11 protein-coding genes are annotated in these 14,166 nt (G+C 39.7%); 3 read left to right on the forward strand and 8 right to left on the reverse strand.

The features are described from left to right. Positions 1–14: 14 nt before the first annotated feature. On the reverse strand, positions 15–1,004 hold the full coding sequence (locus BDD30_RS14820; RefSeq protein WP_012776656.1) for a glycosyltransferase: 990 nt from the start codon (positions 1,002–1,004) through the stop codon (positions 15–17). Between the two features lie 552 nt (positions 1,005–1,556). Here BDD30_RS14820 and BDD30_RS14825 point away from each other — a divergent pair. After that, the gene (locus BDD30_RS14825; protein WP_012776655.1) at positions 1,557–2,750 is read left to right on the forward strand and encodes an aspartyl protease family protein; all 1,194 of its coding nucleotides are present in this window, start codon (positions 1,557–1,559) and stop codon (positions 2,748–2,750) included. Positions 2,751–2,817: 67 nt separating this feature from the next. Here BDD30_RS14825 and BDD30_RS14830 read toward each other — a convergent pair whose 3' ends face one another. The 3 genes from BDD30_RS14830 to xreR1 (BDD30_RS14840) all read right to left on the reverse strand — a co-directional run bounded on the left by BDD30_RS14830 (position 2,818) and on the right by xreR1 (BDD30_RS14840) (position 5,294). Continuing rightward, on the reverse strand, positions 2,818–3,459 hold the full coding sequence (locus BDD30_RS14830; protein WP_012776654.1) for a hypothetical protein: 642 nt from the start codon (positions 3,457–3,459) through the stop codon (positions 2,818–2,820). Positions 3,460–3,494: 35 nt separating this feature from the next. After that, on the reverse strand, positions 3,495–4,520 hold the full coding sequence (locus tag BDD30_RS14835) for a cupin domain-containing protein (protein ID WP_012776653.1): 1,026 nt from the start codon (positions 4,518–4,520) through the stop codon (positions 3,495–3,497). A 537-nt stretch (positions 4,521–5,057) separates the two neighbouring features. Then, positions 5,058–5,294, reverse strand: coding sequence for a cell morphology transcriptional regulator XreR1 (gene xreR1 / locus BDD30_RS14840; RefSeq protein WP_012776651.1), 237 nt, complete (start codon positions 5,292–5,294; stop codon positions 5,058–5,060). Between the two features lie 147 nt (positions 5,295–5,441). On the opposite strand from xreR1 (BDD30_RS14840), the gene xreR2 reads away from it, so the two are divergent. Then, complete coding sequence (gene xreR2 / locus BDD30_RS14845; protein ID WP_012776650.1) at positions 5,442–5,651, forward strand: cell morphology transcriptional regulator XreR2; 210 nt, start codon at positions 5,442–5,444, stop codon at positions 5,649–5,651. A 92-nt stretch (positions 5,652–5,743) separates the two neighbouring features. Here the strand turns inward: xreR2 and xreR1 (BDD30_RS14850) are convergent, their stop codons facing one another. Next, positions 5,744–5,980: a cell morphology transcriptional regulator XreR1 gene (xreR1, locus tag BDD30_RS14850; protein ID WP_012776649.1), complete on the reverse strand. Its 237-nt coding sequence runs from the start codon at positions 5,978–5,980 to the stop codon at positions 5,744–5,746. A gap of 76 nt (positions 5,981–6,056) precedes the next feature. Between xreR1 (BDD30_RS14850) and BDD30_RS24730 the strand changes: the two genes are divergently transcribed. Further along, the gene (locus BDD30_RS24730) at positions 6,057–6,185 is read left to right on the forward strand and encodes a hypothetical protein (RefSeq protein ID WP_282958041.1); all 129 of its coding nucleotides are present in this window, start codon (positions 6,057–6,059) and stop codon (positions 6,183–6,185) included. 63 nt (positions 6,186–6,248) lie between these two features. Here BDD30_RS24730 and BDD30_RS14855 read toward each other — a convergent pair whose 3' ends face one another. From BDD30_RS14855 to BDD30_RS14865, 3 genes are all read right to left on the reverse strand, one after another. Beyond that, the gene (locus BDD30_RS14855) at positions 6,249–7,073 is read right to left on the reverse strand and encodes a class I SAM-dependent methyltransferase (RefSeq protein WP_012776648.1); all 825 of its coding nucleotides are present in this window, start codon (positions 7,071–7,073) and stop codon (positions 6,249–6,251) included. Positions 7,074–7,292: 219 nt separating this feature from the next. Beyond that, a complete protein-coding gene (gene def, locus BDD30_RS14860; RefSeq protein ID WP_012776647.1) occupies positions 7,293–7,799 on the reverse strand; it encodes a peptide deformylase in 507 nt (168 codons plus the stop codon). Between the two features lie 97 nt (positions 7,800–7,896). After that, positions 7,897–14,106: a non-ribosomal peptide synthetase gene (locus tag BDD30_RS14865; RefSeq protein ID WP_012776646.1), complete on the reverse strand. Its 6,210-nt coding sequence runs from the start codon at positions 14,104–14,106 to the stop codon at positions 7,897–7,899. Positions 14,107–14,166: the final 60 nt, after the last annotated feature.

Below are 14,166 nucleotides of genomic sequence, written 5' to 3' on the forward strand. Positions count from 1 at the left end.
AATCATCGTAGCTATTAAACGGCTTTCAGCGCTGCTCTAAGCCGTAGATACCGACGAGCCAAACGCCAACGTAATCTAAATCCGCGGGCATTTTTCCAAATCATTGACCAAATACCGCGCTCAAACAATTCATGAACAATTTGTCGCTTCATAGCAGAAGATTCTATCTCATTAATCGTATGCAAAATTCCCAGCCCTTCTTTCGCGATCTGCCAATGACATGCTGGCACCTGTTTGACTTGCTGTGGATAACGCTGATTAATATTATTCAGCATTTCCAGGATTTTCATATAGTGGTGTGCGGTTCTTACCTTAATACGATCATCGGCAGGAGTATGAGATACCGAGGAAGAATGAATCAGATAGTCATAAAAGGATTCATCAATATATTGCACACGGCTTGCTGTCAACAGAAGTTCTGTCGTCCACGGAATATCCTGATGATGCAACCCCGGTTCAAACTGATAATGATGTTTTGTTAGAAAAGCCCGTTTATAAACATTTAACCAAGTTACATGTAGGAATTTGCGTGAATTCAGTGCTCGTTGCAACCATTCTGGCCCACTCAGCACCGCGGTAGAAGAGAGACGATCAGAAGGGAAAATCTTTCGGGCTGGTCGACCGTCCTCATAAATATAATGACCATTGCAAGTGGCAATATCCAGATCATTATTCCGAGCAATCTCTAACAGCCGGTTATACATGCCCGGATAAATGACATCATCAATATCAGGGAAAGCGACATAATCCCCACTTGCTCTCGCTAAACCGGTGTTACGGGCGATAGAAACCCCTTGATTCTTCTGCGTGATAATTTCTGTTTTTAGAAATTTCCCGGCATATTTCGCCAGAATTTGGTTACTATTATCCGTAGAACCATCATCAACCAAAATTAATTCAAAATCAGTCAGATTTTGTCGGGATAAATTAGCAAAAAACTGCGGTAAAAACCGTTCTCCATTATAGACAGATGCGACAATGCTGAGTTTTAGTGATATAGACATAAAATCAATATATTCCTTTAACACAAAGGTGTTATCTTCTTATATTAAAATCATCCTGATATTTACTAGGAAAATAATTTCCACAGATAAAAACAAATCCAATAACTATTTATTAACATCACATCACGCCTACTACTAAAATAGTAATAATTTATCGTGGATTTTATTTTAAATCGTTATATTTAACCCACACCATATAACCAAAAGTATTTTATTAATTTATATTTTAATGTTACATCTATTTCAATTAATTATCAAACCAATATAACTATTAATTATTTCTATCGCTCGATTTTATCGATAGCTATCATTTTCGCCATTATCGCAGCATTAAACCCACAATACAGCAGCCGTAACTAAACAGTTACTGAATACCCATCAGTATAATTGCGTGATTGTTTATCTTTGGTTTTATTCAAACGTGGATAATAGTAGTCTAAATACAGCTAACCTGTACTGGTGGCACTTACTATTCTGCGTGGTACCACTACGCTATTTATTTCAAGTGCATCATGTATTGGGTATCCACACAACAAAAAGGAATCTAATCTTATGAAAAAACAGGGAAAAACAACTTGCCGAGCGTTTATCTCTGCAAGTCTGCTGACACTGATAGCAGGTTGTAGTCATATGAAAAAAACCCCTATTACTGAAGAAAACAAGCCGGTACTCTCTACCAAACTGAATATCCATCAACCTACAGCACTCATTATTCCTGTCACTATCTCCGGGAAAAAATATCAATTCTGGTTGGACACTGGTGCCAGTTATACCGTCATTGATAATAAGCTGGCCAAAACACTGACACAAACCACACCGGAATCAAAAATACCAGTTACATTCCATCGTATGTTGTCCGAGGGGGTCACTACTACCAGTGGAACATTACACAAAGCCGACTTAACATTATGGCAGCCCTTGGCTATTACTATCGGTAGTTACACCGTACCTGGCTCCGATCCCTGGATTGGTCTTGATATGAATCTCTTCAGTCAGTCGATTGGTCAAAAGATAGATGGCATTCTTGGAATTGATACTTTCCGTCAGTTGAGCTGGGAGATCAATAATCTGAATCATACTCTGACAGTATGGCGACATGCGCCTTCAATACTAAATTATCAACAGTGTGAACCTTACAGTGACAGTTACAATAGATCTCCTGCAATCCAGGTTTCCAATGTCATCTTTAATATAGATACCGGAGCCAGTCATAGCTATGCTTCTCAGGAATTTATTGAATATCTGAAGAAAGAGCATAAGGATAGAATTTCTGAAGGAATCAACGTCAAATATGCATCTGCCAGCGGGCTTGATAGTAGCAAAGAGTACCTGATTGATGGTTTTTATTTACAGCAACTGCCGGTGGGGCGTCTGCGTGTCAGTGAAAATAAACAGGATCTATATAGTCTTGGGCTGAATTTCTTCTCGCGTTTTGATGACTATCTATTTATTCCAAATAAAATGTTGCTCTGTTTTAACGCCAAAAACTTTACTCGTTATGATAATAAACTATTTCGAGCTATCATGGTTCGCTATTTTAATAATAAAATAGAAGTCTTTTATAACGAACCAAAAGATATTGAGAAATTTGGCTTGAAAAATGGTGATATTGTGCTAGAAATTAATGGCCAGAAAATCCTGCCTAAAGACATAACCTACGTTCGTAATCAGTTGTCAGAAACCCCTGCGGGTAAACTGACAATAAAAATTGAACGAAATGGCACACAGCAAATCATTAATATCTAATAGCATTATTCAGAGGGAGAAATTTATTCTCCCTCCAAGGATTATAACAAATTCTACCAATTTAATTTCAATCCTTAATATCAATAAAAAATTCAACTTTGTTATCTGGTAAGTCCTTATTTTTCTTATAAGCAAGATATGTTTTAGGTAAATTTTTTTCTTTTAGTGCCTGCCATATTTTCAGTGCCTGTTTTTTCCCTTTACCTTTATTTTCCGGATCAGCAATGAAATCGCTAATAAAATTATTCAAACGAGCAGAGGGGATCTGTGGAAGCCTCCCTTCCTGCTGTCTCAAAGAAGCCAAATGCTCGACTAAATCGCCATAGGTAATTTTGTTATCATTAGCAATTTGCATCTTACGCCAATGATTTAACCAATACCATTGTCCTGATTTATCCGGTAATGGCCCATATCGACGGCCCACCTGTTCTAACAAGAAATTTTTCGTTTGTTTATCACTGACGTAATTGATTACCAAACTTTTCAAGGTGAGTAAATCCCGACCAGAACGATCCCTTTTGTTAGGAATAGCTACAGGCAAATCGCCAGAATAACCAAACAGATGTGACCGAACATGCAGCTCAAGCTCATGCTTTTTTAAATTACTTGGTGTAATTCCCAAAGACTTAGCAAACTGTCGGAGTTCAGCTACATAAAAATAACCATTCTCGAACGCTTCCTCACTCATGCCTTTATATAATTTACTCACAATGACATTTCCTTAATCGTTCCTGCCAATCACTGTTAACCCATTTGCTCGATCTCATTAAGGGTTAACACCGCTATTCGTTCTAACAGCAAGACCATAATTTCCCATGCTTGAGCACAAAGCTGCTGTAACGCCAAACTCTCCTCATGAGAAATATGTTGATAAAACTCACTGCCTAACGCCGAATGACCGTGGTCTAAAGTAGAATGTGCTGCTATATATTCACCTGGCTCACTAATCTGTGAACTGGCTAGCAGGTGGAACATATCAGCGCATTTCTCCAAGACCAAATGGACAATAATCAACTTCTCTAAGTTATCTAACTGAAACATTTTCAATACGAACCAATTACCATAAGAATCAATTTGTGCATCCCAACCACGCTTAGGCGGTAATAATTCATCATGACCTAATTCATCCTTGAAATGTTCCAGGAATAAAGGATGATATCGACTATCAACGACCATAGACTGACGCGCATACATAATATACTGGAAAATTTCCGACCATTGTCGTAAGTGGCTCTTAAATATATTTAAATTACTCTCATCGTTCATCCGACCGTCTTTGAACATCTGGAAAAATAGTGTCTGTTCCGCTTTTACACAACACTGCTCATTAAAGTTTAATAATGCTTGCTGAGGTGTTTCTGATGCAGAGAAATTAATATTAGCGTGCTTTTCACTAAAGAGCCCATCAGCGTCATATTGAATCGATAATGCAGACAGAATTTCCCCTCTATCACAGCGAAACCCATGTTTATCACCTGCTGGGATACATATTACATCCCCTTTCTCTACGAAAGCGGTAGTGTCGCCAATAAGCGTTGCTTTACCTGAAGTGATGATCACCATGCTGGCAACATTGTGCTGGTGCGGTTTATGCACCTCACCTGGAGCTAGCTCTGCGAAACTGATACTTAATGGCTGCTGATTTTTTACAAAATCCTGATATTGAGGATGCTGAGCCAATGGCTGTACCGCCCCAATCATATGCTCCACACCGTCTTTAAATACCGAGTTAATTATTGGTATAGAAGCACGCTTTATAATATTGATCATCTTTTTACCCTCAGAGAATTATTTCATAACTGGAACAACGAGCTAGCAAAGAAGGCATAAGTTTGGATAACACCGTTTTTTTACCAGGCTCAATGAAAAACATCGGCCCGTGACGGTAGATAAATTGAATACTCGATTGTCAACGCACAAGTTGAGTCAATTGTTGTACCAATTTCTCAAAAGTATCAGCAAAACCATAGGGTTGTACTGTCACATTCGAGATCACCGAAACACGCAGAGTAGCAAACTTAAACCCCATTAAATAATCATGGAATATTTCCGCAATCCCCGCCATTAGCCGTGTATGAAATAAATCATATACCTCCAGAGGATATAATATCAGAAGGGTAATTTTTACTTTTCCCTAATATTAATAACCGATTAATTGAATAACCTATCTATGTTTATAAAATCATCCAATAATTAATTTGCAATCACGATTAAAATTAACTTAATTGCCACAAAAAGCTTAGGAACAGAGGTACTGAAGTATTCATTCAAAAAGGAGAATAAAAAATTGCTAAAGGGTAATGAGTTTTAATTTTTTAATTCCGTACTGAAATCAAACAGATCTGTCAGCTCAATCTGTAAACCACTTGCAATAATATTAATGACTTCAAGTGTCGGATTCCTGATCCCTCGCTCAATTCCACTGATATATGTACGGTCAATTCCACATTTATCGGCAAAAGCTTCCTGAGACATCCCAGACGATTGTCTAAGATGCCTAACTCTTTGTCCAAAAAGGGATTTTATAGCATTTGGCTTTTTCATCTAATAAGTATCGAATTATGTTACTTATCAGACCACGGACTATGAGTCACTTTTTACTGTAAGTTATGTTATTATATGTGACGTATAGTCTACTATGTAACGATTTATCTTTTCATATCAAAGTTATCCGTAACGTGGAGGAATAAGATGAAAAATCAGGACTGGCACCCAGCAGACATTATAGCCGAGCTGAAAAAACGGGGAACATCGTTAGCAGCAGTTTCAAGGAAAGCAGGATTAGCATCATCAACCCTTGCCAACACCCTGCAACGTCGTTGGCCTAAAGGCCAACAACTTATCGCTGATGCTTTAGATCGCGATCCTACCGAAATATGGCCTTCAAGATATATAAGGTAAGTGGCTATATATTATTAGAACAGCGCATCGCCAGGATGTGCTGTTTCAGTTTTATGCGATTCGGTAAGAAAGTGATTACTATGGCAGCAACATCAAATCTTCTGGGAGGAACTAAAATCGAACAGATCTTTCAGTTCGATTTGCAAGCCACTTGCAATCACATTGATAACTTCAAGCGTGGGATTCCTAACTCCACGTTCAATACCGCTGATATAAGTACGATCAAGCCCACATCTATCAGCGAAAGCTTCCTGAGACATACCAGATGCCATTCTGATATATCTAACTCTTTGTCCAAAAAGGGATTTTATATTATTAGGCTTTTTCATCCGATAAGTATCGAACTATGTTACTTATCAAACCACGGACTATGAGTCACGTCTTCCTGTAAATCAGGTCACTAATATGATTTATCGCCAATCACTCAAAAGCCCCGAAATTGAACTGCCCCCCTGGAGCATAGATAACTCTGTGACTGGGGTGAGTGAAAGCAGCCAACAAAGCAGCAACTTGAAAGATGCAGGGTATAAATAAATTTTTTATTTCAATTAGATAATAATAAAAAATCCAGAAATGCTGACGGGGTATTAACAATTACTATACTAGCAAAGATGATTCAACAAAGAAGAAATGACTTGTTAATTCCCCCCTTGGTAAATCCTGCCCTACCAACGTAGCACTAGCAAAACCTAATTCGGTAAGTAAACAGTTAATATCCTCTATATCGTAACCTTTAAAATAGCCTTCATATATATTTGACTTGCCCGTCATTTCAATTACCATATTGCGATCAATCAGTACCTTCTCATCATTCTGCCATATTCGTTTACACAACTTATAATGTGGCCTACTCGACAAAAGACCGCCTTGAGGAAAATATTCCCAACTGCCATCATCATTAGCCAGTTGCTTCATAAACTGAACGCTCATGAATTCCAACAATATTTTTCCTTGCGGCTTCAGGTTATTTTTGACTTTTTTTAACAACTTTTTCAGATCAACAATATTGTTCGCAATACCAAACAGCATCAGGACTAAATCAAATTTTTCACTACATTCAAACTGATTAAGATCACAGTGAACATATTCCTCCAATACACTGGCATTTTTCTGAGCATATCGAATAGAAGCTGGCGAAATATCATATCCCCGGGAGCGGACCCCATATTTTGCTAACTTTGATAAATACAATCCTGGACCACAAGCCAAATCAAGAACATGACTATTTGCATTGAGATATTGGTTATAAATAAATTCAACCTGAGTGCCAATTTCTGCCCTATTTCGACTCGCAAAATCATGTTCTTGCGATAAATGTTCATAAAGCATTCTTTCACTAAATGCTTCATCGCCAAAATCCATTGCATATTTATCTTGCAGACTATCTTCAACTAAGAATTCGGACAAATGTTTATCATTCATACTATGTATTCCATTTAGTTATGTAATAGTTTATTCCAGTAATATACTCTTCATCTTTCAAGCTGCTGCTTTGTTGGCTGCGTTCACTTACCCCAGTCACATAGTTATCTATGCTCCTGGGGATTCGTTCACTTGCCGCCGAGCTGCAACTTGAAATCTATTGAGTATACATTCATTGGCGTTTCAGTTTCACCCCTTGATGGCTTTAATTAAAGTCGATTAAGATACTTTGTTATTTTTATACTTTTTAATTTTTTTAAGCGCCATTTGCCTTTTCAGTGGTGACAAATAATCAATAAAAATTTTTCCATGCAGGTGATCAATTTCATGTTGCATCACAATAGCCAGGAAATCTTCACTTTCTACCGTTATTGTTTCTCCATGCCGGTTCAACGCTTCAACTTTCACCTTTTCGAATCGTTCTACATCAGCATAATAGCCTGGGACAGATAAACATCCTTCTTGCCCGATAACACTGCGATCTTTTTCAACGATTTTGGGATTTACCAGAATTAAGGGCTCATCCCGAGTCGCTGAAATGTCAATAATTATAACCGCTTCTTTTCGTCCAACTTGTGGTGCGGCCAAACCGATCCCATTATCAGTGCTATACATGGTATCGAGCATGTCATCAATAAGGCCCTGGATCGCCTCAACATTGGTAACCTCGACACATTTCTGCCTCAGTCTTTCATCCGGAATAGTCAATATTTCTAATGTTGCCATGACAAATGATTCTCTCTTTTCGGGCAGCTTGTCGTCGCTTTCAGTTGGTTTTGAACCACTCTATAGCGCTACTATCCAAGTTGCTTTGTTTTTAAATTCATATAGTTAATTCGTTTTTCGTACCAAGTTCAGCAGTCACTATCCCTTCTGCGATATGTTTTCCATGATAGAAATTAACCGATATCATATCATCCAATACGCCTTTAAAACTGTTAAATAGCACTAACGGCATATCACTCGAATAAAGATCTTGGCTGCATTCTATTATTAGTACTAATTCATCATCAAATAATGTCGCAGTGAAAACAGTATCGAAACGACAATATGGACTAGTAAGCTCAAGCGTCTTGCCATATTTCTCGTCTCTATTTCCACGATGGAAAGAGAAAACATTTTGAATCAAAGGAGAGTAATAATCATATCTTGGTATCCCCAACTTCTGGCTTAATGCTGGGATTGAGGAAACTCGGTGTTTGATGCTCGCTCTGATCTCCTGAACCGTTTTCTTAATCGAGTCGTAGGGTTGTGTAATCGAACCTTCAGTGCATCGCAACGGCACAATTTCAACAAAATAACCGATCCTATCAACAATCCCATGCTCTATTCGATCAGAATAAGGAAATCCAATAACAACATCAGCTTGTGCCGCGACCTTTTGAAAACTCATTTGGTAGATCGCACACAGCACCTCAAAATAAGACGCCTGACTCTGCATGGCTATCATTTTTAGTTGTTCAACATACGTTATGGGCAGGTTAAAACGACTCTGATAGCCCAGAGGAACGGGTAAACAGGTTCTCTCCTTACTGGGTTTTAATGTCGCCACACCATGATATCCCATCAGTCTTTCTTGCCAGAATTCGATAGCTTGCGACGGCATACATTTAGAACCCATACTTTGGATATAATCGCAATAATCTAACGATGGTGGAAATTCTGTCGTCTGCTGGTAATAGTGTTCAACGATGTGCTTAAAGATGACATCTATACTTTGTCCATCAGCAATAATATGGTGGATGTTAATGAACAATACCGACGTATCTTGATCTTCAATGTCTATATAGTGGAAATTAACTAATGGCTCAGCCAATAGATCAAATTGATATTCCGCAAGTTCAGTACATAACAATTGTGCAGAATCGAGATCTTTAACTTGCCAAGTTTTCATCTCCGCACAGGTATATTGGTGAGGCTGAAGACAGAGTGTTTCATCATCATCAAAAACAAGTGCCGCCGAAAGTGTTCTATCTAACTCAATCAATGCCTGAATAGAACAGGATACTCGATCAACCTCCAAAGCAGGAGAAAATACCCTGGCATACGGAATGTTATAAAGAGCCTTATATTCAGCGAGCTCATGAGAAAAAAGTAAATTCAATTGTGACTCTGTCGCCACGTATAATTTCTGTGCGCTTTTTTGTAAAGTTGGATAGGTTCCGTTGTCGTGCTTATTACCTAACTTACCGGCTAAAGTGCTAATAGTTGGGTTGGCAAGAAAATCAGACAAGGTTACGCTACAGCCATAATTAGATTCTAATTGAGCAATGATCCTTGGTATCAATAGAGAATGTCCGCCCAAATGGAAGAAATTATCAAATATACCGATCTCCTCATGCCCTAATACTTTAGCCCAGGTTTTAAATAGAAATTCTTCCTCAGGCGTTCGCGGCAGAGTTGCTGATAATTTCACTGATGTTGGTAATGGCTTCAGTCGCCGGTAATCCACTTTGCCATTGACAGTTAACGGTATTTCATCAAGAAACACGAATAATGAAGGACATTGGTAAGGTTCAAGTTTGATCGTTAAGTAGGCGTTCAATTCAGCACGAACCTGAACATTATCGGCATCTTTATCAGATTTAACCAAATAAGCACATATCCGTTTTTGCCCCTGACTCTCATCAACATGCACTACTGCGTTTTTAATCTGTGGATGTTGGCAGATTACGGCATTAATCCCATTTAATTCGACTCGATGTCCCCTGACTTTTACCATCTTGTCTTTACGGCCAATATATTCAATATTAAAGTCAGGTTTATATCTTGCCATATCCCCAGTTTTATAAAGAATCTGTACCCCATCAACATGACAGTATGGATTAATAACAAACTGATGCCGATTTAGTTCGTCCCGATTATGGTAGTTCGGTTTCAACCAAACGCCACCAATATAAATTTCACCGATTTGTCCCGGCTGACAAATATTCTCCGCGTCATCCATCACATAGACTGTCGTGTGATTAATTGCTTTACCAATCGGTACACTATTATCCGTCGCAGATAAATTCAGAATATTAAAGTAAGTGGAAAACGTTGTGCATTCTGTTGGACCATAGCCATTGATAAACTGGCGTAATTTATTATGCGGACCAGAGATGAAACTCCTCACCAGCGAAATATTAAGCGCATCTCCGCCAATGATGAGATTATCAAAGTGCTCCAGAATACCTGGTTGAGTTGTATAGATGTCATTAAATAAGGAGACGGTCAGCCAGGCAGTATTAACCGCCATATCCTGCAATATTTGTTCAAAAACAGGATAATTCAATACATCGGCTTTAGTGATAATTCCACAACTGGCCCCATTTAGCAGCGGAACAAAGATCTCAAAAAGTGACGCATCAAATGCAACTGATGACGCCACAAGAAAACGATCCGCTGGGCAAACAGCGAGATAATTGGGTTCCACACACAATCTCAGCAGGGATTGATGAGATATTTGTACACCTTTGGGAACACCTGTCGAACCTGACGTGTACAAAAGACACGCTTCATCTGGGCTGATTGGTATCGGAGAAGATCCCAATATTTTCAGGCTCAATTCAGACGTTATTGGTACAACATCTTCCTCACCATCAACTAATGCCGTTGGCAGCAAAACAGACTTAATACCGGAGTCTTGCAGAATGAAATCTAAGCGCTCTTTTGGATAACTGACATCTAATGGCACGAAACTACAGTCATGGTGCAATATAGCAAACAAACTGTATATATATTGTATCGACGACGTGAGTTGTACCCCAATTCGACACCCTGACTCAATACCATGCTGTATAAAGACTTCCCGCACTACCTGTATTTGCCTGCACAATTGGCGATAGGTCATTTGGCAATCCGGTTCTAATACCGCGGTACAATCGCTAAATCGCTCAACAATGTTGAAGAACCGTTGAGTTAACGTCCCTAAGATCGGCGCTGGCGACCTTAATGCAGACACGGCAGCAGGATATGCGGGTTTAACTTCACGCTGATCAGATTCAATCGTGTTCAAAATAGCGCGTTTCATTAATGCTGCAATCGTATCAACGTATGAACGCTGCACATGCGCACTATCAAATTCATACTTAAAAATTAACTCCCCTTGATCGTAACTACAGTGTAAAAAGAGGCTAAATTGAGACGCAAGCACAGGGAGCTCAAGCCGCTGAGAGTCACAATTTGGCAACATCAGCACACTATCGTGTCCGGTATTTTGTAATGCTATCCCCACTTGTAGCACATCAATATTCGCGTCTACTTTCTGCGTGGATAATGTTTGTTTAATCTCATCCAAATAGACAGAAGAATGGCTGATACATTGCTTAAGATTATCGCTAACACTCTGCAATCGGGTGGCTAAATCCGTGTTTTTATCATATGAAATGCGAATCGGCAGAGTATTGACAAACATTCCCACCACATCTGAACAACCTTCACGATTTGCCGTAGGGACGGCAAGTAATAACTCTTCAACGGCGGCAAATTCTGCCAATGACTGGCTAAACAGAGTCAATAAATATGTAAAAAGCGTCACATTATGAGTAGCGGCAAACCGCTCAAACAAACGGGTTTGCTCCACATTAAATGAATCACAGACCAAATTGTGACAACTAAAAGTCTCACGCTCTAACTCGTGAGTCATCGCAACTTGCGTAACAGGCAGAAGGTTTTCAGTGTGACAGCCATCTAAATATTGCACCCAAAAATCTCTGGCGTGAGCAAATACAGGAGAATGGCGAAAATTGAGTAAATTTCGCGTTACCCCCCAATAATCGCCTCTCTCTTCCCGCGACGCTTCGCCCGCATTTCCGTTCAAATGCAGGTGATATGCGTTTGACAACTGTTCAATAAGCAAGCTAATTGACCATCCATCAACCACAATATGATTGGCATAAATGAAAAATAGGTAGTCATGTGCTCCTATTTCAACCAGCCTGAATCGAATGACATCTCCTTTAGCCAGATCGAAAGGCCGTTTTGCTTCATCCAAAAACAGCGAGCGCCACTCATCTGGCGTTTTCAATTGAATGAAATCAAAGTTAGCGTATGGGTTCACAATTTGTTGGCACAACTCATCCTGATAAAGCGAAATAGCACATCTCAACGCAATATTGTGCTCCACTATCGTGTGGCAAGCATGGGAGATAACATCAGGAAGGAGATTGCCTGTAATCTGATAGCCAAATGTCAGTAAATTCGGCGAAACTGGATGCTCAAGCGATTCAATAAACCATAACCTTCGCTGTGCGGGCGACAACGCTATCCGCATCCCTGTGGTTATCGGTTGCATCGCAGGATTATCCTGTTCAACATCAATAATCCGACTCTCTAATAATGCCGCCAAACCAGCGATAGTGTTGTTTTCAATGAATTCCTTAACTGACACAGTAACTTTCAAGCGGCGCTGAATAAGATTGACCGTTTGATATATTTGCAGCGAATTACCACCAAGCTCAAAAAAGCTGTGATCTACGGTTACCTGCATTTTATTTGGCCGCAACACCGATTGGTAAATTTGGCCAACTTCGTATTCCATCGGTGTTGAATATGCAAATATTGCTGGTTCAGATATCGCATATTGCTCAGCCAAAGCAGCAACATTGACTTTGCCATTACGCGTCAACGGCACTTTATCAACGATCACAATAGTGTTAGGGATCATATAAGCAGGCAATGCACGAGACAAGCGAGCTCTAATATGTGTTGTCACAGTTGCCGCATCTTCAGGATGAGCAGTAACCAATTGCACATAAGCCACCAGCCCTTCTTGTCCCAATTGTTTATCTGGGCGCACATAAGCCACCTGCACATCATCCATCTGAGTCAAACACAGTTCGATCTGAGACAGATTTATCCGTAGCCCTCGTATCTTAACTTCATTATCTCGGCGTCCGACAAACACCAGATCCCCAGTCTCCAATCGTTGCACCAAGTCCCCGGAGCGATAAAACATTTGTCCATCGAGTTGAAGAAACTTCTTCTCAGTTTCTTGTTGTGATGTATAACCAAGAGCGAGTCCAGTACCACCGATCAGTAATTCTCCAACATCGCCATCAATCACTTGATTTAGGTTATCGTCTACAATCAGCAGTTGAGTGCCTGAGATCGCTTTACCAATCGGTACTGAGGAGTGTTCAGGGCGCAATTGCCGGATATCAAAGGTCGTGGTAAAGGTGGTGTTTTCTGTCGGACCATAACCATTTAAAAATTGCGTCAGATGGCAATACGGGCTGTGTAAAAAATCGCGGACGATACTGATATTGAGTGCATCTCCCCCAATAATTAAACGTCTCAAAGATAAGAATAGTTTTGGATACTGTAAGTACAACGTATTGAACAGAGCGACAGTCAACCACATTGTTTTGACCTGACCAAGATCTATCTGCCGAGCAAGCTGCTCAAAATCCAATAAATATTCTTTCTTAATCACATAAACCGTCCCACCATTTAAAAGTGGTAACCAAATCTCAAGGGTCGATGCATCAAAGCCAATTGAAGAGCAATGACCTACGATGTCTCCAGGTGTACAACTGATATAATTAGCATTGATGACTAATCTTTTAATTCCCTCATGCCCAACAATCACACCTTTAGGACGACCTGTAGAGCCAGAGGTATACATGATATAAGCAGGATTAAGAGAAGCTTCGCTACGCCTATCAACATCTATTTCAACAACATGTTCAATAACTTGCTGACTGATATAACAAGGAATATTCAGAGCCAGAGGGGCATCACTAATCATGCATGCCGCCTGACTGTCTGCAAGAATAAATTCCAATTGCTCCTTTGGATAACTGGTATCAATGGGTAGATAAGTTCGTCCAGCTTTTAATATCCCCAGCATCACAATAATCGCGGAAAGAGAACGATCCATGAACAATGCAACCGGATGAGATGACACGCCTGCTGTTTTCTCAAGAAAATTAGCGACCTGATTGCTGAGTTGATCAAGCTCCCGATAAGTCAAACGTTGGTTGTCATCAGCAATAGCAATCTGATCGGGATATTGATCGACGATAGCGACGAAATGCGATTGTACAGTCATAATTCTTCTTCGATTGTCGGCAAAAATTGGCTAAAGTGCCCCCGCCTTTATCAGGAACAC

The organism is Photorhabdus asymbiotica (genome assembly GCF_003634575.1).
Lineage (GTDB): Bacteria > Pseudomonadota > Gammaproteobacteria > Enterobacterales > Enterobacteriaceae > Photorhabdus > Photorhabdus asymbiotica.